This is a genomic window from Achromobacter sp. HZ34 (assembly GCF_002209485.1).
Taxonomy (GTDB): domain Bacteria; phylum Pseudomonadota; class Gammaproteobacteria; order Burkholderiales; family Burkholderiaceae_B; genus Bordetella_C.
The window spans coordinates 296,855-321,468 of record NZ_NJIX01000005.1; the positions used below are offsets into that span (position 1 = coordinate 296,855).

Consider the following 24,614-nt stretch of genomic DNA (forward strand, 5'->3'; position numbering starts at 1 on the left):
GCGCCACGAGCTGCCCTGGATGACGGCAAGGCCGGTGCGATTGCGCCGGCCTTTTTCGTATTCAACGCAGCACGCAAGGCGTCAATCCACCTTGGCCCCCGATTCCTTGACCGCCTTGGACCATTTCGCCGCGTCTTCCGTCAGCACGGCCAGGAAATCCTTGCTGCTACCCCCGATCACATCACCGCCATCGCTCTGGATGGTCTTCACGACATCGGGCGACTGCAGGGCCTCGTTGGCGACCTTGTTCAGCAGATCGACGACAGCCTGTGGGGTTTTCGCGGGAACGAAGAAGCCGTACCACGTCCCCGCATTGAATCCCGGATAGCCCGCTTCCGCGATGGTCGGCACCTCGGGCAAGGACGTGCTGCGCTTGTCGGCCGACACCGCCACGGCGCGCAACTGGCCGGCCTTGATCTGGCCGAAAGACGTGGGTATCGACGACATCATCAGGTCATCGCGGCCGGCGATGGTGTCCGTGATCGCCGAGTTGGCGCCCTTGTAGGGAATGTGCGATAGCTGGATATGCGCGGCCTGCTGGAACAGCACGCTGGTGAGATGCGAGACCGTGCCGCTGCCGGGCGTGGCCAGGTTCAGGCTCTTGCCCTGCGCATTGGCCTTGCGCGCCGCGGCCACGATGTCGGCCAGCGATTGAAACGGCGACTGCCTGGGTACCACCACCACATTGGGGGCATTGGACAGCCGTACCACCGGTGCGAAGCTCTTGAAGGTGTCGTAGGACACATTGGAATAGAGATAGGGATTGATCACCATCTGCGAGGTTTGCCCCAGCAGGATCGTGTAGCCGTCCGGCGCCGCGTTGGCGACGCGTACCGCACCGATGATGCCGTTGGCGCCCGGCACGTTCTCCACCACGAACGATGTCTTCAACAACTGCCCCATCTTCATGCTGACGACACGCGCCATCAGGTCCATGCCACCCCCCGCGCTGGTCGGCACGATGACGGTGATCGGCGCGTTGGGATAGTCGCCCGCACGGGCGTCACCGGAGAATGCGGCCGCCGCCAGGGGCAATACCGCAAACAGGACCGCGGGTGCACGCCGGGCTCGGCGCACGCCCCATCCTGTGCGCGGCTGGCCGCGTCCGAACCTCTTCCCTGCCTTGGTGGTGTTCATCATTGTCTCCGTCCGTTTGATTTGTTTTGCGGTATCGGTTCGAGCAGGACAGGCTAGCTGGACACCGCCTGCGCCGCGGCCGCCGCCTTGGCCGCCGCTGCCGCGGCCAGGCCATTCTCCGTGCCGGATTCAGGCACCGAACTGCCGTACAGCAGGCCTTCCTTGATCTTGGGTACGGTGCTGCGCGGATCCAGGATGGGCAGCCCGTGCGTGGGCGCGATGACTTTCACGTCCAGGGTGTCCAGCAGCCATTGGAGGCGATCGACATAGATATTCATGTCGGTGAATTTGGTCCAGAACAGCGCACGGTCGGCGAAGACCGCCGAGACCTCGGGAATGTTCAGCGAAATCGCCTCTTCCGCGAAGTGGCCGCAATGGCCATCCTCGTGATAATGGCTGTAGGCAAATCCGTCGCCCGGGAACAGCACGCGTTCCTGATGATCGAAGCCCCACCAGGTGGTGCGCAGATCGCGGATGACGGGTTCCACCAGTTCGAAGCGGCGTCCGCCCAGGTCCAGCTGATCGCCCCCGCGCATCTCGCGCAAGCGATGTGCGTATTGCGGGAAGGCCAGATGGTAGTCGCAGATGTCGCCGCACACGACTGCCTCGGGATAACGATGCAGTACGCGGCCCAGCCCTCCCGAATGCGGCGTTTCCTGGTGCGTCACGAACAGATGCCGCAGCGGTGCCTTGCCGGCCAGCAGCATCTCCATCTGCGCGTTGATCAGCGGAAAGTCCTTGGGATGACCGGTCTCGATCAGCATGGACGCCGTCCGCCCGATCAGCAGGAAGGCGGCGTTATACGTGTGGTAGATCTTGCCGTTGGCTTGCTGCTCCAGGCAATCGCCCAGCCAGAACACGCCGGGCGCCAGCTCGCGCGGCATCTGCTTCTTGCTTACTGTCATTACCTCACCTCATCCCGGTCTACGTATTTCGGTTGAACCATGCGCTTGTCCAGGCCGCGCAGCACGTCGTCCAGCATCTGGTACTGGCGCCGCACCAGCGCCTTGCCGCGCAGGATGCGGCCATAGCCTGGCGCGATGGTCTCGATGTCGTATTTGTCGAACACGTCCGCCAGCTTGCGCCTCAGCGCATCGGTGCTGCCGCCTTCCAGCCACCAGTAGCGTGTGTTCAGCAGGAAGCTGCGGATATGCGCGGCGCTGGTGCGGTTGTCGTCGGCCGTGGTGGTCCAGGGGCCGTCCTCGTCTTGCGACCACTCGTGGGAGAAGGTGTCCGACGTGAACAGGGTGCGGGTGGCGGCGTCGAACATCCAGCGAGTGCTGATCAGGCGGATGGGGGCCTGGAAGGCCACCAGCGGGCGGTTCTCCCCACGGCCGACGTGCAGCGTGGCGGCGCGGCCCACCAGCGTGGTCTTCAAGGCGTAGTCGTCGGAAGCGGTGGCGGCATCCGACCTGCCGCCGAAGTCCACCCACTTGGCGGCGTCCGCATTGCCCGAATAGCACTGCTCGACGTCGAAGGCGGCGGCAATCGCCTCCACGTTGCACACCGACATGTATTCGTTGATGCGCATGGGAAACACCGACAGCGCGGTGCCGGGGGGTAACAGGGAGGCGATCTGCCTGATCAGGGATTGCTGGTGCGCCGTATAGCCGCTGTCCAGCAGCAAGGCACGATCGTCGTGCTGGAGCAGGTAGCAGTTCGAGGGCGCATAGCCCCTTGCCGTCGACGGATAGGCGCTGACGCGCCCCGCCAGTTGCATGACGTTGTGCAGGGCATGGAGCTGCCGGTCGGCCAGGACGGTGATGTGGCTGGCATGGGTTTCAGCTGGACTGCCAGCGGGGGTGCCAGCGGGGGTGCCAGCGGGGCTACCAGATAAGGCGCCGGTGGAGGGTCTGGAGAGTTGAGTTTGCATTCCGGTACTCGCGATGCTGCCGGGCAGCGGGGCTGAGGGTCGGAATGATTATGGGATTGCGCTCCGCTTGCCGCCATCGCTGAGGACGTATGTGGACATGGCTCGCCAGCGATGGAGGAAACCGCCGCGGCCGCGTACTGTGCACAACTATCTGCACACTTGTCCGCACGCCTTCCTGCAGGCCGTATTTGCAAGCCGCTTTCGCAAGCTCCCACGCCCGCTCATGCCATCAATCCTTGACCCGCAACCGCGCTGCAACATCGCGCAACGCCGCCCGCAGCCATTGATGGGCCGGATCCTTGTGCATGCGGTCGTGCCAGTACATGGCGATGTCCACGTCAGGCATGGGGACGGGAGGCGGCAAGACCTGCACCCCCGCGGTGGCTTCGAAGTGGCGCGCCAGGTGCTCCGGCACGGTAGCCAGCATGTCCGACGCGGCGACCACGGCGGCGGAAGACAGGATGGACGGTTGCCAGGCGCCGATCTGCCGCGTCTCGCCGACGGCGCCCAGGGCCTCGTCCACGGTGGTCTCCAGGGTGGCGCTGCCGTCGCGGCCGCGCGTGTAATAGACGTGCGGCCAGCGGATGTACTGCCCCAGATCCACCGTGCCCCGTATGTCTGGATGGTGCCGCGCGGCAATCACCGCCAACTTCTGGCGCAGCAGCAGGGAAACATGCAGGCCCTCGGGTACCGGACGCATGAAACTGATCAACAGGTCGGCGTAGCCTTCTTCCAGCTCGTGGCTGGCCCGCGCGACGTCCGGCACGTGGGTGCGCAGGCGGATGCCGGGCGCGACGCCACGCAGGTGGGCGATCAAGGCGGGGATCAGGACGAAACCAACCGACTCCGTCGCCGCGACATCGAAGCGCTGGTCGGCGTGGGCCGCATCGAACTCGTCCTGGCGCACCAGGGCGTGGTCGATCAGCGCGACGCCCTGGCGCACGCTCTCGGCCAGGGCCAGGGCGCGCGCGGTCGGCACCATGCCTTTTTCAGTGCGCACCAGCAGCGGGTCATTGAACAACACGCGCAGCCGCGCCAGCGTGGCGCTCATCGCGGGTTGCGTCATGCCCATGCGCAATGCCGCGCGGGTGACGTGCGCCTCGCTGATCAATGCCGTGAGGCAGCGCAGCAGGAAGATATCGAGATGCCTGGGTTCCAAACGGGAGACCGGGGGGACCGGTACTGATGTTGTTTTGTCCCGATCATGCCTTAGTCAACTGGAAAGCTCAATGATGGAAACCGTGACCACCCTCCCGCTGGAAAGCATATCCCTGCAGGCCGCCCTGGAAATTGCGCAACGCACCATCGCCTATGCGCGCAGCCAGAACATGACTCCCATCGCGGTATCCGTGCTGGACGTGCGTGGCGCGCTCAAGGCCTATCTGGCGGAGGACGGCACCAGCTTGCTGCGTGCCGACATCTCGCGCGCCAAGGCCTGGGGCAGCCTGGGCATGGGCTTCGGCAGCCGCAAGCTGGCCGACCGCACGCCCCGCAACGCCTACTTCACCACAGCCTTGCAGGCCATGAGCGACGGCAAGGCCGTGCCGGCGCCCGGCGGCATACTCATACGCAACGCCGCCGGAGAGGTGGTGGGCGCCGTCGGCGTCAGTGGCGAGACCTCGGACAACGATGAGTTGTGCGCCATGCAGGGCGTGGAGGCGGTGGGGTTAAGGGGGGATCCCGTCTAGGCCGCGTGCACCAGCGACTTGAAGAAGTACCTGGGCGAGTCCTCGTAGCCCTGGCGCAGATAGAAACGGTGCGCGTCGACCCGGCGGGAATGGCAATGCAGTTCGATGCGGTCGCAGCCCCGTTCGCGGGCAACCTCGACGGCTTTGCCTTCCAGCAGCGCGCCTATACCCTCGCCGCGCGCGCGTTCGGATACGCAGAAGTAGCTGATGCGGCAGAAGTCGCCCGCCAGCGCCAGCTGCGGGATGAAGTGCAGGGAGATGATCCCCAGTACGTCGCCGTCTTTCACCGCCGCCAGCATGACCTCGTCCGGGTGGGCCAGCAGCTGGACGAGGCGTCGCTCGATGAAGGACTCTGTGCCCGGATAACCCAGGGAGGCAAGCAACTGCGCGATGGCGGCCGCGTCCGCCGCGGTGGGGGACCTGACTTCGATGGGGTGCGTCGTGCTCATGCCCGTGTTCATGCCGGTGCCCCTGCCTGTCCACGTGCTTGCAGGCAGGCTTGCAAGCACGTGTGTCCGCCGAACGCCGTGCGATGCGTCATGTTCATACCTCACCTCGCTTTTAAAGATATAGACGATTGGATGAATCATCGCATCATATCGGGAGCGCGTGACACGCAGGTTTCAGGTGGGGGCCATCTCCGCGAAGGCGTCGAACAGTTCGGCTATCAGCGGGTTATGGGCATCGCGCCGGCTGACGCCGTAGGTTTCGGAGCGCGCGTCCACGCCCGCCATCGGGCGGAATACCGCCCCGCGCAGGGCTGAATTCCGCAAGGCTTGCGGCACCAGGCCCACGCCCAGGCCCTGCGCCACCAGCGACACCACGGCCAGCCAATGGCGTACCTCGTGCCTGATCTCGGGGCGGAAGCCCGCCTCGGCGCAGATGGCCAGGATACGGTCGTAGTAGTCCGGCGACACGCTCTGCGAGAACAGCACGAAAGGCTCGCCGGTGAGATCCGCGGGCCTGACCGCCGTGCCGCGCACCAGGCGATGGCGCGCCGGCAGGCAGCAGATGAACGGTTCGGACAGCAGCAGGCGGCTGTCCAGTTCGTCGGGCATGCGGCTGGTGTGGATGAAGCCCAGGTCCAGGCGGTCGTGCATCAGGCCGGTGATCTGGTCGCCGGAGTTCAGTTCCGTCAGCGTTACCTGGACCTTTGGATAGCGTGCCTGGAAATTACGCAGGGCCTGCGGCAGGCCGCGATACAGCATGGCGCCGACGAAGCCCACCCGCAGGCGTCCGGCCAGGCCGGCGGCCACGTTGCGGGCTTCCAGCGCGGCTTCGTCTGCCTGCGCCAGGATCTTGCGCGCGGAGATACGCAGGGCCTGGCCCGCGGCGGTGAGGCGGACTTCCTTGTTGTTGCGCTCGAACAGGCGGGCGCCGACGCTTTCTTCCAACTGCCGGATGGCTACCGACAGCGGCGGCTGCGAAATAGACAACCGCGCCGCCGCCCGGCTGAAATGCAATTCCTCGGCCAGGACAGAGAAATAACGCAGATGCCGCAATTCCATGGTCGATGTTCCTGCTTCAAGGAAGTTAATGCCACACCCCCAATGGGTGTGCCCTGGGGCCCCGGCCCGCGTCGCACCGAGCCGGGCCGCGCCGGCACGGATGGGGCAGCAGCTGCAGGTGCGGCTTTCATTACTATATTCAATTCGAATCGTACGAAACAAAATCAATATTGGATAGCTATCGTATGTCTCCCTAGAATCCTTGGTAAAAATCCAGCCGAGGAGACGCGGCATGCCGCAAGCCGATCGACACCCCATCCCCGACCGCCGGGGCGAGAACTTCTACGCCACCGACCCCGAACTGCAGGCCCTGCTGCCGCTATACCTGCCCGGCGACCTGCTGCGCCACATGGCGCCCCACTTCGCCCGCATGGGTGAACTGGCCGGCGGCAAGGTGGATGACCTGGCCGGCATCGCCGACCATCACCCCCCTACCCTGGAATACCGCTCGCGCACCGGCCTGGACCAGCAACGGGTGCTCAAGCACCCCGCCTACGTCGAACTGGAACGCATCGCGCTCAGCGAATTCGGCCTCGGCGCCATGTCCCACCGCGACGAGACGCTGGGCTGGCGCGGCCCCATGCCCGCCACCGTCAAGTACGTGCTGACCTATCTCTTCGTGCAGTCCGAATTCGGCCTGTGCTGCCCCGTGTCGATGACCGATTCGCTGACCCGCACGCTGCGCAAGTTCGGCAGTGCGGAATTGATCGAACGCTACCTGCCGCGCCTGACCACGCTGGACTTCGATGCGCTGGCCCAGGGCGCCATGTTCATGACCGAACAGGCGGCGGGATCGGACATCGCTGCCACCGAAACCCGCGCTGAACCCGCGGGCGACGGCACCTGGTTGCTGCACGGCGACAAGTGGTTCTGCTCCAACCCGGATGCCGACCTGGCCATGGTGCTGGCACGTCCCGACGGCGCACCGGCCGGCCTGAAGGGGATTTCGCTGTTCCTGCTGCCGCGCCTGCTGCAAGACGGCAGCGCCAACCATTACCGCATCGTGCGCCTGAAGGACAAGCTGGGCACCCGTTCCATGGCCAGCGGCGAGATCCGCCTGGAAGGCGCGGTGGCCTACCTGGTGGGCGAAGCGGGGCGCGGCTTCGTGCAGATCGCCGACATGGTGAACAACTCGCGCCTGTCCAACGGTGTGCGCGCGGCGGGCCTGATGCGGCGCGCGGTGGCGGAAGCCGAGTTCATCGCGCGCGAACGCCGCGCCTTCGGCCGCAGCCTGCGCGACATGCCCTTGATGCGGCGCCAACTCGACAAGCTGCGCGTGCCCGCCGAGCAGGCCCGCACGATGATGTTCCAGACGGCGGCGGCGCTGGCGCGCTCCGATGCGGGCGAAGCCGGCGCCTATGCGCTGTTGCGCATCCTCACCCCGCTGATCAAGTTCCGCGCCTGCCGCGACGCGCGCAAAGTGACGGGCGATGCGATGGAGGTCCGCGGCGGTTGCGGCTACATCGAGGAATGGACCGACCCACGCTTGGTGCGCGACGCCCATCTCGGATCGATCTGGGAAGGCACCAGCAATATCGTCGCCCTGGATGTGATCCGCGCGATCAAGCGCGATGACGCCCTGGCGGCCCTGCGCGCGCATGTGCAAGGCCTGCTTGGCCGCGCGGCTTCCAGGCTGGCCCCGGCCTTCGCCGACGCCCTGCGCGGCGCGCTGGAGGGTGCCTGCGCCTTGGCGACCAGCGCCACGCAGGATGGCGGCGACGTACTGGCCCGCCAGGCCGCCTCGGCCCTGTATCACTGCACCAGCGCGACGGCGATGGCGTGGGAAGCCGTCGAAGGCGGCTCGGCCGATCGCCTGCGCTGGGCCCAGCTGGCCTTGCAACAACGCGTGCTGCCGCGCGACCCTCTGTCGCCGGATGCCTTGCCGGCGGGATGGAACGCCGCTGCCACGGCCCTTCGATAGCACGCTCGCTGCAAGAATCTTCGCATTTCAACGGCAATCCCGCGGCAGCTATTTTTACTTCTTCAACGACGATCCCAACGCAGAAGTCTTACGCAGTCCATAAATAACCCGCCACCGCTGCCACCGGCTAGCAATGGAGCGCGGGAACATAACGGAGACAACCCACCATGTACAAACGCAGCTTTATCGCCGCGACCGCGGCCCTGGCGGCCCAAGCCTTTCTGGCGGCCCTGCCCCTGCAGGCCGCATACGCCGCCGAAACCTTCCCCAACAAACCCATCACCCTGATCATTCCCTATCCGCCCGGCGGCCCCACCGACGCCATGGCGCGCACCCTGGCCACCGAGCTGTCGACGCACCTGCCGCAACCCATGATCGTGGAGAACCGCGCCGGCGCCAACGGCAATATCGGCGCCGAGTACGTGGCGCGTGCCGCGCCGGACGGCTACACGCTGATGTTCGGTACGTCGGGGCCGCTGGCCATCAATGCCAGTCTTTACCATGGACTCGGCTATGACCCCGTGAAGAGCTTCGCGCCGGTGATCCACGTCGGCTATCTGCCTAACGTCCTGGTGGTGAACCCCAACATCCCGGCCAAGACGGTGCCGGAACTGGTGGCATGGTCCAAGACCCATCCTGGCGCGCTGTCGTTCGCCTCATCGGGCAGCGGCGCGTCCTCGCATCTGGCGGGTGTCATGTTCAACAGCGTCGCCGGCACGGACTTCCTGCATGTGCCGTACAAGGGCACGGGGCCCGCGCTCAACGACCTGCTGGGCGGCCATGTCGCCATGAGCTTCACCGACGTCCTCACCGCCAAGCCTTTCGTCGAGACCGACAAGCTGCGCGCCCTGGGCGTGACCACGGCCAGGCCGTCGCGCGCCTTGCCAGGTGTACCCACCATCGCCGAACAAGGCTATGCCGGCTATGACGTCAGCGTCTTCTTCGGCGTCGTCGCGCCCGCCGGCACGCCGGTGGACCGCATCGACACGCTCAATCGCGCCTTCGTGCAGGCACTGGCGTCCGAGAAGGTCAAGGCGCTGTTCGACTCGCAGGGCCTGGAGCCCGCGCCTGACAGCAGCCCGCGCGCCCTGGGTGCCTTCATTGCCCAGGAGAAGGCGAAATGGGCCGACGTGGTGAAGCAATCCGGCGCGCAGATCAACTGAGGAGAGCCCCGCTGATGGCCCAAGTTATCCACAATGCCCGCGCGCCGCGCTGCGCAGGCGTAACGCGACCAAGGACAGCATCATGACGACAGCGGCTTCCGACGCCACGCCAGGCAGCCTGGCCGGCATCCGTGTCCTGGATCTTTCCCGCATCCTGGGCGGCCCGTACTGCGGACAGATCCTGGGGGACCACGGCGCCGACGTGCTCAAGATCGAGCCGCCGCAAGGCGACGATACGCGCAGCTGGGGCCCCCCCTTCCGTGACGGCGTGGCATCGTATTACTTCGGCCTGAACCGCAACAAGCGCATCCAGCATCTGGACTTCTCCACCGACGCCGGCCGGGAACGGCTGCTGGAATTGATCGCGCAGGCTGACATCCTGGTGGAGAACTTCAAGATCGGCACCATGGAGCGCTGGGGCCTGGGCTTCGAGGCCCTGTCCCGGCGTTTCCCTCGCCTGATCTGGTGCCGCGTCTCCGGCTTCGGCGCCGACGGCCCCCTGGGCGCGCTGCCAGGCTACGACGCGGCCATCCAGGCCATGAGCGGCATCATGAGCGTCAATGGCGAGGCAGGTGGCGACGCGCTGCGCGTGGGCCTGCCGGTGGTGGACATGGTGACAGGCCTGAATGCGGTGATCGGCGTGCTGCTGGCCCTGCAGGAACGCCAGCGCAGCGGCCGCGGCCAGTTCGTCGAGGCCGCGCTGTACGACAGCGGCATTTCCCTGCTGCATCCGCATGCGGCCAACTGGTTCATGGACGGCCGCGTGCCGGGCCGTACCGGCAATGCGCATCCGAACATCTATCCCTACGATACTTTCCGCACGCGCACCGATCCGCTGTTCCTGGCGGTAGGCAACGACCGCCAGTTCGGCGTACTGTGCGCCGTCATCGGCTGCCCGGCGCTGGCCAGCGATCCACGCTATGCCAGTTCCGGCAACCGGTCGACCAATCGCGCCGAACTCAAGCCCGCGTTGGAAGCGGCGCTGGCGCACTTCGACGCCGAAGACCTTCTGCAACGCCTGCTGGCCGCCAGCGTCCCCGCCGCGCCGGTCCTGAACGTGGACGCCGCGCTGGAACACCCTCACACCGCGCATCGCGGCATGGTGGTGGACATGGAAGGCGGCTATCGCGGCCTGGGCGCCCCCGTGAAGCTAAGCCGTACGCCAGCCACCTATCGCCATGCTCCCCTGGCCACGGGAACGGATTTCGCTCCGCTGCCGGATGAGCCGGACCGGATCATGGAGAACGCCAAGAACGGGGCGGAGAACTGAGCGAGGCACTGAGCGAAGCACTGATCGAAGCACTGCACAGAACACGGCGCGAAGCACTGCGCGAAAAACCTGATACCCACCTCGATATCAGCCCGCTGATATCCCTGCGCCGAGTATTGCCGCGCCCCGGCGGCGTCCCTATCCTGCTTGCATGAAAACCGCCACGTCGTGCCACACGGCCGTGCCGGCAAAGCAACGAGAAGGAAGAGACAATGCTTACGCGGGATCTGGGCGCGCGCATCGCGCATGCCGTCGGAACCGGCACCTCCACCGCGGCGCGGCAAGCCGCGCTCCCCGGGGTGGTGGACACCATCGCCACGATGATGGCGGGTTCGGGCGAAGCCCCACCGCGGATACTGTGCGCCGGCCTCGCCCCCCTGCCGCCAGGGCAGGCCTGGGAATGTGTCGGCGCAAGGCACGTCGACACCGCCAGCGCGGCCCTGATCAATGGCATGGCGGCACACGTCCTCGACTATGACGACGTGGCGCTGCGAGGCCACCCCAGCGCGGTCATGGTGCCGGCGATCCTCGCCCTGGGCCAGGATCTGCAAAAAAGCGGTCGCGACGCACTGGACGCCTACGTGATCGGCTACGAAACCTGGGGCGACCTGGTCGAGCGCGAACGGGACATGCATCCCATCAAGGGCTGGCATACGACCAGCGTGTTCGGCGCGGTCGGCGCCGCCGCGGCCTGCGCGTATCTGCTGGGCCTGGATGAAGACCGCGCCGCGCATGCCATTGCCCTGGGAGCAACCCAGGCCGCCGGCCTGATGTCCAACTTCGGCACCATGGCCAAGTCCTATCAGACGGGCCGCGCGGCGCAAGCAGGCGTCATTGCCGCGCGGTTGGCGGCAGCCGGTATGACCGCCGCTGCCGACGTGTTCGAGAATCCCCAGGGATTTCTGCAAGCCCATTCTCCCCGGGGCCAGGTAGATACCACCGCTCCTGTGCGCGCCACCGGCGCCGGCTGGCTGGTCGAACAGAGGCCCGTCAGCGTGAAGCGCTATCCCACCTGCTATTACACGCACCGGTCGCTGGACGCCGTCCTGGCGCTATTGACGCACACGCCGATCGCGGTCGAAGAGATAGCGACCGTGCGCGTGCGCATCAGCAAGGAACACGCAACCATCCTGCGTAATCACGCGCCGCGTACCGGACTGGAAGCGAAGTTCAGCATGGAGTTCGCCCTGGCCTGCGCGCTGTTGCACGGCAAGGTAGGTCTCAGCGAACTGACCGATGCCTGTGTCGCCGCGCCGGACCTGCGCGACCTGATGGGCCGCGTGCGCGTGGAAACCGTCCCGGCCGACTCGGCGGAATGGAATGGCGCGGCCGCCTTCGACGAAGTCATCATCGAACGTCACGGCGCGCGTCCCTTGCACGGCGATCCAGTCGCGCATCCCGCCGGCCATGCCAGCCGGCCGCTGACGCCCGCGCAACGGGAAGACAAGTTCCGCGACTGCCTGGATCACAGCCCCTATCGCGCCGCCACCGACACCCTGCTGCGCACTTTGCAAACGCTGGACGACACCCCGCTGGCGCAGCTTCTTTCCTTCACATCCTCATTCACTTCCGGACCCCATCCATGACGCAAACACCGCATGCCGCCGACGCGCCCCTCTCCATGGAGCTGGGCGTGGACTATCCCGATATTCGCCACTCGGTACAGCGCGTCTGCGCCGACTTTCCCGCCGAGTACTGGTCCAGCCTGGACGAACGCGAAGACTATCCGACCGAATTCATCAAGGCGCTGACGGATGCCGGCTTCCTGGCGGCACTGATCCCGGAAGAGTATGGGGGCACCGGCCTGCCCCTGCGGGCAGCGGCGGTAATCATGGAGGAAATCTGTGCCGCCGGCTGCCACGCCGCCGCCGGCCATGCGCAGATGTACATCATGGGCACCGTGTTGCGCCATGGCAGCGAGGAACAGAAGCGCAAGTACCTGCCCCGCATCGCCTCCGGCGAATTGCGCCTGCAGGCTTTCGGCGTCACCGAACCCACCACCGGCTCGGACACCACCCAGATCAAGACCCGCGCGACCAAAACCGCCAACGGCTATGTGCTGAACGGCCAGAAGGTATGGACCTCGCGCGCCGAGCATTCCGACCTGATGCTGGTGCTGGCCCGCACCACGCCCGCCAACGAAGTGGCCAAACGTATCGACGGCATCTCCACCTTCCTGATCGACATCCGCAGCAGCCTGGGCCGGGGTCTGGAAATCCGTCCCATCAAGGCGATGGTCAACCACCACGCCACGGAAGTGTTCTTCGAGAACCTGGAAATTCCCGCCGATGCGCTGGTGGGCGAGGAAGGCCGGGGCTTTCGCTACATCCTGGACGGCATGAATGCCGAACGCATGATTACCGCGGCCGAGGCCCTGGGATCGACGCGCTGGTTCCTGCGCACCGCCACCCAATATGCGCGCGACCGCGTGGTGTTCGGCCGTCCGATCGGCGCCAACCAGGGCATCCAGTTTCCGCTGGCGCAGGCCTACATCCAGGCCGAGGCCGCCGACATGCTGATACGCCGTGCGACCGCCATGTTCGAAGCCGGCCTGCCTTGCGGCGAGCAGGCCAACATCGCCCGCTATGTGGCGGCCGAAGGCTTGTGGAATGCCGCCGAGGCCTGCATGCAGACGCACGGCGGCTTCGGCTTCGCCCGCGAATATCACGTGGAGCGCAAGTGGCGCGAGGCCCGTTTGGCGCGCATCGCCCCGGTGTCGACCAACCTGATTCTGGCCAACATCGCGCAGCACACCCTGGACCTGCCCCGCTCCTACTGAACGGAATCGCCATGCCCCTAGAATTTTCATCCCCTTGCGCGCAAGACTATTCCGACTGGATAGGCAAGACGGAAAGCCGTGACGACGAGATCGGCCTGACGCTGGTGCGCCGCGCGGCCGTGCTCAGCGACCTCGACCCGCAGGCTTACCGGCGCGGCGTGGCGCTGCCGCCGCACTGGTACTCGATGTTCTTCACGCCCAATGTCGAAGCGGCGCGCATCGGCCACGACGGCCACCCGATGAAGGGCGACTTCCTGCCGCCGATCGCCCTGCCCCGCCGCATGTTCGTCGGACGCGAGGTGACCTTCCTGCGGCCCCTGCGCGTTGGCGCGGAAGCGGTGAAGACTTCGCGCATCACCGCGATCACGCCCAAGACCGGCCGGTCCGGACCGCTGGTGTTCGTGCAGGTCACGCACACCATCAGCGTCGCTGGGCAGGATGCGGTCATCGAAAAGCAGAATGTGGTTTATCGGCAGTCGCCCTCGGCGGATTCATCAGGATCTGCAGGATCCGCAGGGTCGGCGGGGCCGGGTGCCGGCGCCGCCGACACCGATGCGAAGACCGGCCTGCCAAGCACCGCATGGCGGGAAGAAAGGCTGATCGATCCCGTCCTGCTGTTCCGCTATAGCGCTTTGACGTGGAACAGTCATCGCATCCACTACGACGCCGACTATGCCCGCGACGAGGAAGGCTACCGCGGTTGCGTCATGAATGGCGCGTTGACACTGCACCTGCTGATCGACGCGGCGCTGCGGCGCATGGACGGCAGGCCGTTGGCGCGGCTGGAGGCCCGCTTGTCCAGTCCGCTGTTTCTCGGCGACACGATGGTGCTGGAAGGCGCCGAGCCGGCGCATGACGAGGCCAGCGGCCAGGACACCGTGCAGGCCTGGGTGCTGAATCCGCAAGGCCAGGTCAGCGCGCAAGTCACGCTGGGCTTCGGTCCCGTCGAAGATACCGCCGATGTAGCGGACAGCAGCCACGTGGCAGGCGCCAGGGGGACAGTCCATGCCGCACGCTGAACTGCCGTTCTGGCGCTCGTTGCTGTTTTGCCCCGCCAATGCACCGCGCTTCGTCGCCAAGGCCCATCAACGTGGCGCCGACGCCATCATCCTGGACCTCGAAGACGCCGTGGCGATGGCGGAAAAAACCAGTGCACGCCAGGGCGTCGCGCAGGCTGCCGCCCAGGCCGGCAGCAATGGCGCCGACGTATTGGTGCGCATCAACCGCGAACTGGATCTGGCCGTGGCCGACATCCACGCCGCCGTCGGCCCCGCGGTCGATGGCCTGGTCGTCCCCAAGGTACTCGGCCCCGAACACCTGCAGTTGATCGCCGAGGTCATCGACGCCAGGGAAGCCGAACTGGGATTGCCGCTCGGCCATACCCGAATGGTCGCACTGGTCGAGAGCGCGGCGGGTGTCACCCGGCTGGACGCCATCGCCCGCGCGCATCCGCGGCTGGTCGGCATGGCCGTGGGCGGCGAAGACCTGGCCACCGACCTGGACGCCGAGCCGTCGGCCGACACCTTGTATGTCGCCAAGATGCTGGGCGTGCATGCCGCGCGTGCGGCCGGCATCCTGCCGCTGGGCGTGCTGGCCAGCGTGGCGGGCACGCACGACGACGATGCCTATCGGCAGATGGTCTTACGGTCGCGCCGCCTGGGTTTCGCCGGCGCCACCTGCGTGCATCCGCGCCAGGTAGCGGTATTGAACGACGTGTTCAGCCCGGGCACGGCGCAGGTCGAACGTGCCCGCAACGTGGTCGCGGCCTATGAGGCCGCCGTGGCGCGCGGGGCTGGCGCCGTGGCCTATGAGGGCAACATGATAGACCGGCCCGTGGCCCTGCGCGCCATGCGCCTGCTCGAACGCGCGGCCACCGCCCGCAACAACCAGGAAGCCTGATATGTCCAGTGCACATCCCTTGAAGGGATACGTCGTCGTCGAACTGGGGCACAGTGTGGCGGCCCCCTATACCGGCTTGATCCTCGCCGAGATGGGCGCGGAAGTCATCAAGGTGGAAAACCCCGACGGTGGCGACGCGGCGCGCGGGTGGGGCCCGCCTTTCGTCAATGGCGCCGGCCCTCACTTCAGCGCATTCAACCGCAACAAGGCCAGTCTTGCCGTGAATCTCGCCGACGCCGCGCAACGCGACGCGCTGGTCGGCTTGATCCTGGCGCGCGCCGATGCGGTGGTCTGCAATCTGCGCGCCGGTGCCGCCGCCAAGCTGGGCGTGGACGCGGAGCGCCTGCGCGCGCTCAAGCCGGCCCTGGTGTACTGCGACCTGGGTGCTTTCGGCAGCGGCGGTCCGCTGTCGCACAAGCCGGGTTACGACCCGTTGATGCAGGCCTATTGCGGCGTCATGAGCGTCACCGGCGAAAGCACCGAGCGGCCGCCGGTGCGCGTGGGCGTTTCCATGGTGGACATGGGCGCGGGCATGTGGTCGGCCATCGGCATCCTGGCCGCCCTGCTGGAACGCAAGGACACCGGCGTCGGCGGCCATGTGGAAACGTCCTTGTTCGAGACCGCCCTGGCCTGGGTGGCCACGCCGATGGCACGCCACGCCATGGGGGGCGGCCCGCAGAAGCCGCAGGGTTCGGGTGCCGCCGGCATCGTGCCCTACCAGGCCTTCCGCACGCGCACGGGCTGGCTGGTCATCGGCGCCGGCAACGACCGCCTGTTCGCGCAGCTATGCCGCGTCATGGACCGGCCCGACCTGGCTGAAGATCCGCGCTACCTGCGTAACGGCGACCGGGTCATCAACCAGAAGTCCCTGCTGCCGCACATCGAAGCCTATGCCGGGCAATACGACAGCGATGCCTTGTCAGCCATACTGGACCAGGCCGGCATCCCCAATGCGCCTGTCCAGACCATCGCGCAACTGGCTGACGACGAGCATGCCCGCCAGTTGGGTATGATCCAGGAAAAAGACAGTCAGCAAACCGTCGGACTGCCGATACGTTTCGACGGTCAGCGGCCGCCGCTACGCACGGCGTCACCGCTGCTCGGCGAGGCCAATCTACGGCTTCTTGGAGAGAACTACGATGCTCGGTGCGGATGACCCGCCAGCCACTGCCTACATACCCAACGACCCCTACGGCAAGTCCGTGGGGGCCGTCCACCGTGGCCTGGAAATCCTGGAACTGTTCGCGGTCGAGCAGACGCCGCTGACCGTCAACGACATCTCCCGCAAGCTGGGTTATCCACAATCGAGCACGTCCGTGCTGCTGCACGGCCTGCACAACCTGGGCTATCTGCTGCACGACCGCCGTGCCCGCACGTTCTATCCCAGTGTGCGCGTTGCCTTCCTGGGCCTGTGGATGCATCACCGCCTGTTCAACGAAGGCAGCCTGCTGCAGTTGATGGAAAGCCTGGCCCAGGCCACCGGCCATGTGGTGTTGCTGGCGATCCAGAACGGCCTGTATGCCCAATACATGCACATCGTGTCCGCCCGCCCCTCGCGCGTCGGCCTGAAGCCCGGGCTGATGCGTCCGATCTGCCGCGCCGCGGTAGGCAAGGTACTGCTAAGCATGCGCGACGACGACGAGATCCTGCGCATCGCCCGCAATGCCAATGCCATCGATAGCGAGATCGCCGCGCCCCTGGATCTGGACGCGCTGATGGAAGAAGTTCGCGCCTGCCGTATGAGCGGCTTCGCTTACAGCCGCGAGGCAGTCACCGCCGGATCGGCCGTCGTCGCCACGCGCCTGCCGATCGACGTCGCGGACTCTCCCCTTGCCATCGGCATTGCCGTGCATGCGCATGAATTCGAGGCCTGCCGCGAACGGATCGAGACGATCTTACGCGACGGCATAGGCCAGCATTTCAGCGCAGGGGCCGCCGCTGCGCAAGGCCGCTTGGCGGGGGCGGCGGTGGCCCCTGGGCGTTATGCCGTCGGGAAAGCTGGCTGACAGGCGGCACCTGTCTGCTGGCCCCGCCGCCTTCAACGGCGGCAATGGCTGCAGCCGCTGCGCCTGTCGCCCTTATTGCAGTTTCAATCCGGCAGCGCTCACCAGTTGTCCCCATTTCGCGTTCTCATCCTTGATGATCTGCGTGAATTCTTCCGGCGTGCGCTGCTTCGGTTCCAGCCCCTGGTTGACGAAGTATTGCTTCAAGTCATCCGACACGAGGGCCTGATTGATCTGGTAGTTCAGCTTTTTCACGACCGCCGGATCCGTACCCTTGGGCGCCAGGATGCCGTTCCAGCCTACCGCCACGCAGCCCGGCACGGTTTCCACCATCGTCGGCACTTCCGGCAGCGATGACAGGCGGTCCTGGTTGAAGATGCCCAGGGCGCGCAACTCGCCCCCCTTGATCATGGCCAGCGCCGATTCCAGGCTGACGATGGCTACGTCCACGTGATGGCCCATCAGGTCGTTCAAGGCAGGCATGCTGCCCTTGTACGGCACGTGCAGCATCTTCACGTTGGCCTTGGACTCGAACAGGACGCCGCCGAGGTGCGCCGCGCTGCCCAGGCCGTACGAGGCGAAGGATATCTGCCCCGGCTTGGCCTTGGCCTTGTCGACGACGTCCTGTACCCGTTTGAATGGCGAGTCCTTGGTGGTCACCATCACCAGCGGAATCTCCGACAGCAAGGCCACGGGCGCGAAGCTGGTCGCCGGGTCGTAGCTGACCTTGTACAGATGCGGATTGATGGTGAAGGAGCTGGATGCGTACAGCAGGGTCGCGCCGTCCGGCTTCTGCGTCGACACGTAGTCGGTCGCCAGGATGGTATTGGCGCCGGGCTTGTTTTCCACCACGATATTGCGGTCGCTGCGTTTGTTCACGCTGGTGGTCACCAGGCGACCCAGCGTATCCGCGCCGCCACCCGGCGTATACGGCATGAACATGCGTATGGTGCCGGCTTCCTGCGCCAGCACCGGCGCGCACCAGGGGCCGACCAGGACGCCCACCAACAGATTCGCCACCAACACTCTTCTAGCCATTTCCACGGTTGTCTCCTTTTTATTGGAATGGCGTAAGTATTGGAATCGGCTCCTCCTGGGTCAATATGGGACGCGACGATATCAGCGGCCTGATATCTGTGTTCCGTGGGCACTGCATTTCGCTTTGCCGTCGTTCAACGGCCTGTAATCGAACTCAGCAGCAAAACTCCCGCGCCAGCTTGCGGGCTGCATTGGCGAACAGCAGGACGTCCACACCCGTGGCCACGAAGGTGCAGCCCAGGTCCAGATAGCGCCGCGCCAGGTCGGCATTCGAGGTCAGCGTGCCAGCTGCCTTGCCGGACGCCACGATAGTGCGCATGGCCTGTTCGATCGCCGCCTGTACTTCCGGATGCCCGGGATTGCCGCGATATCCCATCGAAGCCGCCAGGTCGGCGGGACCGACGAAGACGCCGTCCACGCCGTCGGTATCGCACAATGCCTGCAGGTTATCCAAGGCGGTGACGGTTTCTGCCTGCACCAGCAAACATATCTCATCGTCGGCCACATCCAGATAGTCCGTACGCTCGCTCCACTGGGACGCCCGTCCCACGGCGCTGCCGACGCCTCGTATGCCGAGCGGCGGATAGCGCGTAGCCTGCACCAATGCGCGTGCCTGCGCCGCCGTGTCCACCATGGGAATCAGCAGGGTGCGTGCGCCGATATCGAGCAGGCGCTTGATTCCCGCGGTATCGCCGTTGACGGCGCGCACCACGGGCTGCGACGAATAGGGCGCGATCGCCTGCAGGGCCTGCAGAGTACCGCGCAGGTCGTTGGGCGCGTGTTCGCCGTCGATCAGCAGCCAGTGAAAGCCCGCCGTTGCCGCCACCTCGGCAAGATAAGGATCGGCCATGGACAGCCACAGCCCTATGCGCGGGGATTTGGACGCCAGTGCGGATTTGAAGGGATTGAGAGCAGGCATTGCAAGGTCTCGATAGAGGGTTGGAAGAAGCAGACCGTGGCGGGGCCGCGCTCAGCTGACGATGCCCAGATGCCAGGGCACGAACTCATGATCGCCCAGGCCCAGGCTCTCGCTTTTGGTGGGCTGGCCCGATGCCGCGCGCAGGATGGCATCGAAAATGACCTGTCCCATTTGCGCGACGGACAGCTCGCCGTCCAGTATGCGTCCGCAATTGACATCCATGTCCTCCTCCAGGCGGAGATACATGGGCGTATTGCTGGCCAGCTTCAAGGTCGGCGCGGGCTTGGATCCGAACATCGAGCCGCGCCCGGTGGTGAAGCAGATCAGGTTGGCGCCGCTGGCTATCTGGCCGGTGACGGCGACAGGGTCGTAGCCGGGCGAATCCATGAAAACCAGGCCGGTCTTCGCGATCGGCTCGGCATATTCGTACACGGCCTGCAATGGCGTGCTGCCGCCCTTCATCGCCGAGCCCAGGGATTTCTCGAAGATGTTGGCAAGACCGCCCTGCTGGTTGCCGTGCCCCACCTTGCCGTTGAATTGGGCATTCTGCCCGGCGGCATAGCGCTCCCACCACGCCAGCCGCGCGAGCAGTTTTTCGCCGACCTCACGCGTGGCGGCACGCCGCGTCAGCAGGTATTCCACGCCGTGGATCTCCGGCGTCTCCGACAGGATGGCCGTGCCGCCGTGCCGCACCAGGATATCCATGGCAACGCCCAGCGCCGGGTTGGCAGTGATGCCCGAGAAGCCATCCGAGCCCCCGCATTCCAGGCCTATCTTCAAATGGCGCGCGGAAACGGAGCTGCGCCGGCAGGCATCCGCGCAAGGCAGCAACTCGTGCACCGCCGCGATGCCGGCGGCGATGGTCGCGCGGGTGCCGCCCACATCCTGCATCACCAGCGTGCGCACGCGCGGATCGTCCATCAAGCCCTGGGAGTCGACCAAGGCGCCGACCTGGTTGCGTTCGCAACCCAGGCCGACGATCAATACGCCCGCCAGATTGGGATGGCGGGCGTAACCGGCCAGCGTACGCCTGAGCAGGTCGAAATGCTCGCTGGGCGAGGACATGCCGCAACCGCTCGTCTGGGCGAAGGCCACGACGCCATCGACATTGGGATAGGCCGCAAGGCGTTCGGCGGTGAAATGCGCGGCGATGTTCTTGATCACCGTGGCCGAACAATTCACGGACGACAGGATGCCGATAAAATTGCGTGTCCCCACGCGTCCATCGGGCCGCACGTAGCCTAGAAACCGCGCTTGCTGTTCCTGCGGCAGGTACGCCACCGGCACGGCATCCTGGCAGAAGCCGGGATCGCGCTGCAACTCGGCCAGTTCGACGTTATGCGTGTGGACATGCTCGCCGGCCTCGATGTCACGGCTGGCCACGCCGATGACGACGTCATACTTGCGCACGGCCTCGCCTCGCGCGATACGCCGCGCCGCGATCTTGTGCCCCGCGGGGATCTGCGCGCGCACGCGCAGGTCATGTTCCGCCAGCGTCTGGCCCAGCATCAGGCCATCGCGGGCGATCAATACATTGTCTTCGGGGTGCAGCCTGATAAGCGGGGAAAACTTCACGGATTCAGCCTTGTTGCAACAGCGCCTTGAGTCCCAGGCGGGCGATCAATTGCGTCTCCTGGTCGTAGACCTCGGACACGTAGCGCTGGTAGTCGGGACCATCCAGATACATGATGGGGGCATCGATGGTGTCGGTGATCTTCTTGAAATCATCGCTGGCGACCGCCTGGCGGAAGGCATCGCGCAGCACTTTGTCGACGGCCGGACTCAGGCCTTTGGGCGCGCCCACGCCATTTGGCGCGTCGACCACCACGTCGTAGCCCAGGTCCTTCAGCGTGGGACTGGCGCGGAACCGGGGCGGACGTTGCGCGCCCCATGTCGCCAGCAGGCGCAGGCTGCCAGCCTCCACCTGCGGCGCCCACGAACTGGAGTCGGCCAGCAGGTCGATCTGCCCGCCCAGCAAGTCCTGCAACGCCGGCGCGCCGCCCTTGTAGGCGATGGCATTGAGCTTGATGCCGGCGGCAATGGCGAACTGCTCCATGCCGACATGCGTCGCGCCTCCCACGCCGGCATGCCCATAGGACACCACGCCCGGGTTCTGCTTGGCGTAAGTCACCATGTCCGCCAGGCTCTTGAAGCGGGAGTTCGCCTTCACCACGATGCCGAAGGTCTGGCCGGAGGTACGCGCGATATAGGTGAAGTCGGTGCGCGGGTCCGCCGCCAGCATGTTCAGTTGCGCGAAGCGGGTGACCGAGATGGGAATCTGCCCGATCGTATAGCCATCCGGCTTGGCTGTAGCGATGGCCTTGGCGCCTATCATCCCCGACGCTCCCGCGCGATTCTCGACCACGATGGTCTGGTTCAAGACCTTGCCCGCGGCCTGGCACAGCACCCGCATGGATTGGTCGGCGGTGCCCCCCACCGCCCAGGGACAGATGAAGGTAATCGGATGATTGGGAAAATCCGCCGCGCGGGCAGCACGCGGCAACAGGGCCGACGCGGCCATGGCCGAGCCTCCGAGTAACAAGGCCCTGCGTGAGGGCAGCATCGCGGTATGTCTTTTCATGGTCTCCTCCGCTGTTTTTTTCATCGCCTGGCCGTCGTCGGCGCTGCACGACTGAGCGTCGCGGGCGGTGCTTGCAGCCCGGATCTGGCGTCCAGGCGTGTCCGCATTGTGGCGATGCTCTCCATAACATTCCATTCGAATATGGACATTGCTACATAACATGGACGTTAAGTACACTCCCTGCCATGGCCCATCTCGATCGTATGCTGCGCAGCAATATCAAACTGCGCCATCTGCAATTGCTGGTGGCGCTGGACCAGTTCCGTCACCTGGGCCGCACATCGGAATTCCTGTCCGTCAGCCAGCCCGCCGTGTCGCGCATGCTGACGGAAATCGAGGCGATGCTGGGCCAGACACTATTCGTGCGATCCACGCGCGGCACCGCACCCACGGCAGCGGGGATCGTGATGGTGCGTTTCGCCCGGTCGGTGCTCGCGCAGTACGACCGCACGCGCGACGAGATCGGCGCGCAGGAGAGCGGCGCGGCGGGCCGGGTGCGTATCGGCGCCATGAGCGTCGCACTGTCTCCGCTGCTGGCTGATGCGGTCGATATCTTGAAGGCTGAATCCGCACGCGCTACCGTGCTGATCGAGACCGGCGATCTGACGGGGTTGCTGCCCAAGCTGCGCCTGGGCGAGACCGACCTCTTCGTCGGACGCCTGGAGCCAGGTTATGCCGCGCCGGACCTCACCACCGAAGCCCTTTATGCGGATCCCATGGTCGCGGTGATCGCGCCCGGCCATGCCCTGGCACGAAAGCGCAAGCTGCGTTGGGACGATATCGCCGAACTGCCCTGCGTCTTGCCGCCACCGTGGGCATCGCTAAGGGTGAAGCTGGAGCAGCAATTCCACCGGCACGGCGTGCAACCGCCGGGTGATGTGATCGAATCGTCGTCCTACCAGGCGACGGTACTGTTCGTGCAGCGCCGTGGCGCTGTCGCCTTCCTGGCGGCCGGCACGGCCAGGGATCTGGAGCGGGCGGGCGCCCTGCGGGTGCTGCCTCTCAGCGTCGATGTGGACCTGCCAAGCGTCGGCATCATCGCCCTTCGAGAGACCGTACCCACGGCAGTGACGGCACGCATGATGGACGCCCTGCGCAGCGCCGCGCGGGCCATGCAGCGGCGGCATGCAACGGCACATCGCCGTCATGCCGAGGGATCCTGCGATGCCAAGTGAGCTCTGTTCTTTCCCAAGGAAGGAATAAAGTCAGAAACAAGGGCTTGCCGACCGGTTTCAATGCGCCGAGGACGCGTCTGCCCCGCCGCCGCCCTTGGCGGGCCGCGTGATCCAGATCAGCGGGATGATCATCAGGAAGATGATGGCCGAGACGAAGAAGATGTCGTTCAGGCCCATCATGGCCGCCTGGGCGTTGACGGTGGAATCGAACAGATTATTCGCAGCATTGGTGTCCAGGTGCAGCAGCGACCGGATCGTATCGATCTGGTGCGCGAACAGCGGATTGTCCGCATTGGCCGCTTCGGTCAGGCGCTCGTGATGCAGGATGGTGCGATTGTTCCACACGGTGCCGGCGATGGACGTGCCCACCGCGCCGCAGAATACCCGCACGAAATTCGACAACCCCGCCGCGGCCGGCAGCTTGTGCGGGGGCTGTCCGGACAGGATGATGGCTGTCAACGGAATGAAGAACAGGGCCATCGGAATGCCTTGCAGCAGCGTCGGCACGATCAGGTGCCAGGTGTCGATTTCCAGCACGTAGTCGGAGCGCATGTAGAAGACTCCGGCGAAAATCAGGAACGCGACGGTGGCAAGGATGCGCGCATCCGACTTGGGCAAGAGCTTGCCCACCACCGGCGACAGCAGCAACGCGAAGATGCCCAGCGGCGCCAACATCATGCCGGCATCCACCGACCGGTAGTTCAAGTACTCCTGCATCCATTGCGGCAACAACACCAGGTTGCCGAAAAAGACACCGTACGCCACCGAGATGGCGACCGTCCCGCCCAGGAAATTGCGCTGTCCGAACAGGCGCAGGTCCACGATGGGATGTTCCTCCGTCAGCTCCCAGATCACGAAGAACACGAAGCTGACGGCGGCCGTGACACCCAGCCCGACGATGAGGCCGGAGTCGAACCAATCCAGGTCGCGCCCCTTGTCCAGCATGATCTGCAGAGCGCCCACCCAAGTGATCAGCAGCAGCAGGCCGACCAGATCGATAGGTAGCTTGCGCGTGACCGACTCGCGCTTGTTATAGATCTTCCAGCTGACCAGCGCCGCGAAAATCCCGACCGGAATATTGATGTAGAAGATCCACGACCAGCTGTAGCGGTCCGTGATCCAGCCGCCCAGCGAAGGCCCCGCGATGGGGCCCACCGTCGCCGTCATGGCCCATAGCGCCAGCGCCATTGAACTCTTCTCCTTGGGATAGGAGCCCAGCAATATGGCCTGCGACATCGGGATCAGCGGTCCTGCAACCACGCCTTGCAGCACACGGGCGAACAGCAGGATAGGCAGGGTAGGGGCGATGCCGCACAGGAACGACGCCAGCGTGAACAGTGCCACCGCGCCGACGAACAGCTTGATCTGCCCCAGTCTTTGCGTAAGCCAGCCCGTCAGGGGAATGGACACGGCATTGGCCGCGGCGAACACGGTGATCACCCACGTGCCTTCGTCCACGGAAACACCGAGGTTGCCCGAGATCGTCGGAATCGCCACATTGGCGATCGACGTATCCAGCACATTCATGAAAGTCGCCAACGCCACTGCGACAGTGGCGAGCACGAGTTCTCCGCCTTGCAGCGGCGGATAGGAGACGGGTTGTTGGGTGGCCATGGCTTCTGATAAATGCGCTGGACCGCATTGCGGCGCAGCAATCGAC

The 24,614-nt window shown here is 65.7% G+C and carries 22 protein-coding genes; 11 read left to right on the forward strand and 11 right to left on the reverse strand.

What is annotated here, in order from left to right:
* Positions 1-81: 81 nt before the first annotated feature.
* The 4 genes from CEY05_RS21030 to CEY05_RS21045 form a co-directional block, all read right to left on the reverse strand.
* Positions 82-1,137, reverse strand: a complete 1,056-nt coding sequence (locus CEY05_RS21030) for a tripartite tricarboxylate transporter substrate binding protein (protein WP_158219370.1) — start codon at positions 1,135-1,137, stop codon at positions 82-84.
* A 53-nt stretch (positions 1,138-1,190) separates the two neighbouring features.
* Complete coding sequence (locus CEY05_RS21035; RefSeq protein ID WP_088597383.1) at positions 1,191-2,042, reverse strand: hypothetical protein; 852 nt, start codon at positions 2,040-2,042, stop codon at positions 1,191-1,193.
* On the reverse strand, positions 2,042-3,010 hold the full coding sequence (locus CEY05_RS21040; protein WP_143220548.1) for a hypothetical protein: 969 nt from the start codon (positions 3,008-3,010) through the stop codon (positions 2,042-2,044). The genes CEY05_RS21035 and CEY05_RS21040 overlap by 1 nt, the downstream gene beginning before the upstream one ends.
* A gap of 229 nt (positions 3,011-3,239) precedes the next feature.
* A complete protein-coding gene (locus CEY05_RS21045; RefSeq protein WP_088597381.1) occupies positions 3,240-4,169 on the reverse strand; it encodes a LysR family transcriptional regulator in 930 nt (309 codons plus the stop codon).
* Between the two features lie 70 nt (positions 4,170-4,239).
* On the opposite strand from CEY05_RS21045, the gene CEY05_RS21050 reads away from it, so the two are divergent.
* The gene (locus CEY05_RS21050) at positions 4,240-4,698 is read left to right on the forward strand and encodes a heme-binding protein (protein ID WP_198952848.1); all 459 of its coding nucleotides are present in this window, start codon (positions 4,240-4,242) and stop codon (positions 4,696-4,698) included.
* On the opposite strand, the gene CEY05_RS21055 is transcribed toward CEY05_RS21050, so the two are convergent.
* On the reverse strand, positions 4,695-5,147 hold the full coding sequence (locus CEY05_RS21055) for a GNAT family N-acetyltransferase (RefSeq protein WP_088597380.1): 453 nt from the start codon (positions 5,145-5,147) through the stop codon (positions 4,695-4,697). The two genes, CEY05_RS21050 and CEY05_RS21055, sit on opposite strands and share 4 nt — an antisense overlap.
* Positions 5,148-5,321: 174 nt before the next feature.
* Positions 5,322-6,206: a LysR family transcriptional regulator gene (locus tag CEY05_RS21060; protein ID WP_088597379.1), complete on the reverse strand. Its 885-nt coding sequence runs from the start codon at positions 6,204-6,206 to the stop codon at positions 5,322-5,324.
* Positions 6,207-6,438: 232 nt separating this feature from the next.
* Here CEY05_RS21060 and CEY05_RS21065 point away from each other — a divergent pair, with 232 nt between their 5' ends.
* From CEY05_RS21065 to CEY05_RS21105, 9 genes are all read left to right on the forward strand, one after another.
* On the forward strand, positions 6,439-8,127 hold the full coding sequence (locus tag CEY05_RS21065; protein WP_088597378.1) for an acyl-CoA dehydrogenase family protein: 1,689 nt from the start codon (positions 6,439-6,441) through the stop codon (positions 8,125-8,127).
* 167 nt (positions 8,128-8,294) lie between these two features.
* Positions 8,295-9,290: a tripartite tricarboxylate transporter substrate binding protein gene (locus tag CEY05_RS21070; RefSeq protein WP_088597377.1), complete on the forward strand. Its 996-nt coding sequence runs from the start codon at positions 8,295-8,297 to the stop codon at positions 9,288-9,290.
* An 82-nt stretch (positions 9,291-9,372) separates the two neighbouring features.
* A complete protein-coding gene (locus CEY05_RS21075; protein WP_088597376.1) occupies positions 9,373-10,560 on the forward strand; it encodes a CaiB/BaiF CoA-transferase family protein in 1,188 nt (395 codons plus the stop codon).
* A gap of 212 nt (positions 10,561-10,772) precedes the next feature.
* On the forward strand, positions 10,773-12,146 hold the full coding sequence (locus tag CEY05_RS21080; protein WP_088597375.1) for an MmgE/PrpD family protein: 1,374 nt from the start codon (positions 10,773-10,775) through the stop codon (positions 12,144-12,146).
* On the forward strand, positions 12,143-13,339 hold the full coding sequence (locus tag CEY05_RS21085) for an acyl-CoA dehydrogenase family protein (RefSeq protein WP_088597374.1): 1,197 nt from the start codon (positions 12,143-12,145) through the stop codon (positions 13,337-13,339). The genes CEY05_RS21080 and CEY05_RS21085 overlap by 4 nt, the downstream gene beginning before the upstream one ends.
* An 11-nt stretch (positions 13,340-13,350) precedes the next feature.
* A complete protein-coding gene (locus CEY05_RS21090; protein WP_088597373.1) occupies positions 13,351-14,358 on the forward strand; it encodes a MaoC family dehydratase N-terminal domain-containing protein in 1,008 nt (335 codons plus the stop codon).
* A complete protein-coding gene (locus tag CEY05_RS21095) occupies positions 14,345-15,238 on the forward strand; it encodes a CoA ester lyase (protein ID WP_088597372.1) in 894 nt (297 codons plus the stop codon). Before CEY05_RS21090 ends, CEY05_RS21095 begins: the two co-directional genes overlap by 14 nt.
* 1 nt (position 15,239) lies before the next feature.
* Positions 15,240-16,394 (forward strand): CaiB/BaiF CoA-transferase family protein, encoded by a 1,155-nt coding sequence (locus tag CEY05_RS21100; protein ID WP_088597371.1) that lies wholly within the window; start codon positions 15,240-15,242, stop codon positions 16,392-16,394.
* Positions 16,378-17,244, forward strand: a complete 867-nt coding sequence (locus CEY05_RS21105; RefSeq protein WP_088597370.1) for an IclR family transcriptional regulator — start codon at positions 16,378-16,380, stop codon at positions 17,242-17,244. Before CEY05_RS21100 ends, CEY05_RS21105 begins: the two co-directional genes overlap by 17 nt.
* 72 nt (positions 17,245-17,316) lie before the next feature.
* On the opposite strand, the gene CEY05_RS21110 is transcribed toward CEY05_RS21105, so the two are convergent.
* The 4 genes from CEY05_RS21110 to CEY05_RS21125 form a co-directional block, all read right to left on the reverse strand.
* Positions 17,317-18,279, reverse strand: a complete 963-nt coding sequence (locus CEY05_RS21110) for a tripartite tricarboxylate transporter substrate binding protein (RefSeq protein ID WP_088597369.1) — start codon at positions 18,277-18,279, stop codon at positions 17,317-17,319.
* Positions 18,280-18,433: 154 nt separating this feature from the next.
* Positions 18,434-19,198 (reverse strand): 4-hydroxy-2-oxoheptanedioate aldolase, encoded by a 765-nt coding sequence (gene hpaI / locus CEY05_RS21115; RefSeq protein ID WP_088597368.1) that lies wholly within the window; start codon positions 19,196-19,198, stop codon positions 18,434-18,436.
* 51 nt (positions 19,199-19,249) lie between these two features.
* A complete protein-coding gene (locus CEY05_RS21120; RefSeq protein ID WP_088597367.1) occupies positions 19,250-20,773 on the reverse strand; it encodes a UxaA family hydrolase in 1,524 nt (507 codons plus the stop codon).
* A gap of 4 nt (positions 20,774-20,777) precedes the next feature.
* Positions 20,778-21,779 carry a tripartite tricarboxylate transporter substrate binding protein gene (locus tag CEY05_RS21125; RefSeq protein ID WP_088597366.1) on the reverse strand — a complete coding sequence of 334 codons (1,002 nt, stop codon included), beginning with the start codon at positions 21,777-21,779 and terminating at the stop codon, positions 20,778-20,780.
* A gap of 185 nt (positions 21,780-21,964) precedes the next feature.
* On the opposite strand from CEY05_RS21125, the gene CEY05_RS21130 reads away from it, so the two are divergent.
* Positions 21,965-22,954, forward strand: coding sequence for a LysR substrate-binding domain-containing protein (locus CEY05_RS21130; protein WP_088597365.1), 990 nt, complete (start codon positions 21,965-21,967; stop codon positions 22,952-22,954).
* Positions 22,955-23,011: 57 nt separating this feature from the next.
* Here the strand turns inward: CEY05_RS21130 and CEY05_RS21135 are convergent, their stop codons facing one another.
* Positions 23,012-24,568, reverse strand: a complete 1,557-nt coding sequence (locus CEY05_RS21135) for a DHA2 family efflux MFS transporter permease subunit (protein ID WP_088597364.1) — start codon at positions 24,566-24,568, stop codon at positions 23,012-23,014.
* Positions 24,569-24,614 lie beyond the last annotated feature (46 nt).

Coding starts and splice junctions, on each gene's coding strand:
- hpaI (WP_088597368.1), bottom strand. CDS start 19,198: ATGCCTGCTCTCAATCCCTTCAAATCCGCACTGGCGTCCAAATCCCCG.
- CEY05_RS21065 (WP_088597378.1), top strand. CDS start 6,439: ATGCCGCAAGCCGATCGACACCCCATCCCCGACCGCCGGGGCGAGAAC.
- CEY05_RS21050 (WP_198952848.1), top strand. CDS start 4,240: ATGATGGAAACCGTGACCACCCTCCCGCTGGAAAGCATATCCCTGCAG.
- CEY05_RS21075 (WP_088597376.1), top strand. CDS start 9,373: ATGACGACAGCGGCTTCCGACGCCACGCCAGGCAGCCTGGCCGGCATC.
- CEY05_RS21070 (WP_088597377.1), top strand. CDS start 8,295: ATGTACAAACGCAGCTTTATCGCCGCGACCGCGGCCCTGGCGGCCCAA.
- CEY05_RS21090 (WP_088597373.1), top strand. CDS start 13,351: ATGCCCCTAGAATTTTCATCCCCTTGCGCGCAAGACTATTCCGACTGG.
- CEY05_RS21035 (WP_088597383.1), bottom strand. CDS start 2,042: ATGACAGTAAGCAAGAAGCAGATGCCGCGCGAGCTGGCGCCCGGCGTG.
- CEY05_RS21130 (WP_088597365.1), top strand. CDS start 21,965: ATGGCCCATCTCGATCGTATGCTGCGCAGCAATATCAAACTGCGCCAT.
- CEY05_RS21080 (WP_088597375.1), top strand. CDS start 10,773: ATGCTTACGCGGGATCTGGGCGCGCGCATCGCGCATGCCGTCGGAACC.
- CEY05_RS21085 (WP_088597374.1), top strand. CDS start 12,143: ATGACGCAAACACCGCATGCCGCCGACGCGCCCCTCTCCATGGAGCTG.
- CEY05_RS21135 (WP_088597364.1), bottom strand. CDS start 24,568: ATGGCCACCCAACAACCCGTCTCCTATCCGCCGCTGCAAGGCGGAGAA.
- CEY05_RS21100 (WP_088597371.1), top strand. CDS start 15,240: ATGTCCAGTGCACATCCCTTGAAGGGATACGTCGTCGTCGAACTGGGG.
- CEY05_RS21040 (WP_143220548.1), bottom strand. CDS start 3,010: ATGCAAACTCAACTCTCCAGACCCTCCACCGGCGCCTTATCTGGTAGC.
- CEY05_RS21125 (WP_088597366.1), bottom strand. CDS start 21,779: ATGAAAAGACATACCGCGATGCTGCCCTCACGCAGGGCCTTGTTACTC.
- CEY05_RS21060 (WP_088597379.1), bottom strand. CDS start 6,206: ATGGAATTGCGGCATCTGCGTTATTTCTCTGTCCTGGCCGAGGAATTG.
- CEY05_RS21105 (WP_088597370.1), top strand. CDS start 16,378: ATGCTCGGTGCGGATGACCCGCCAGCCACTGCCTACATACCCAACGAC.
- CEY05_RS21110 (WP_088597369.1), bottom strand. CDS start 18,279: ATGGCTAGAAGAGTGTTGGTGGCGAATCTGTTGGTGGGCGTCCTGGTC.
- CEY05_RS21095 (WP_088597372.1), top strand. CDS start 14,345: ATGCCGCACGCTGAACTGCCGTTCTGGCGCTCGTTGCTGTTTTGCCCC.
- CEY05_RS21055 (WP_088597380.1), bottom strand. CDS start 5,147: ATGAGCACGACGCACCCCATCGAAGTCAGGTCCCCCACCGCGGCGGAC.
- CEY05_RS21030 (WP_158219370.1), bottom strand. CDS start 1,137: ATGAACACCACCAAGGCAGGGAAGAGGTTCGGACGCGGCCAGCCGCGC.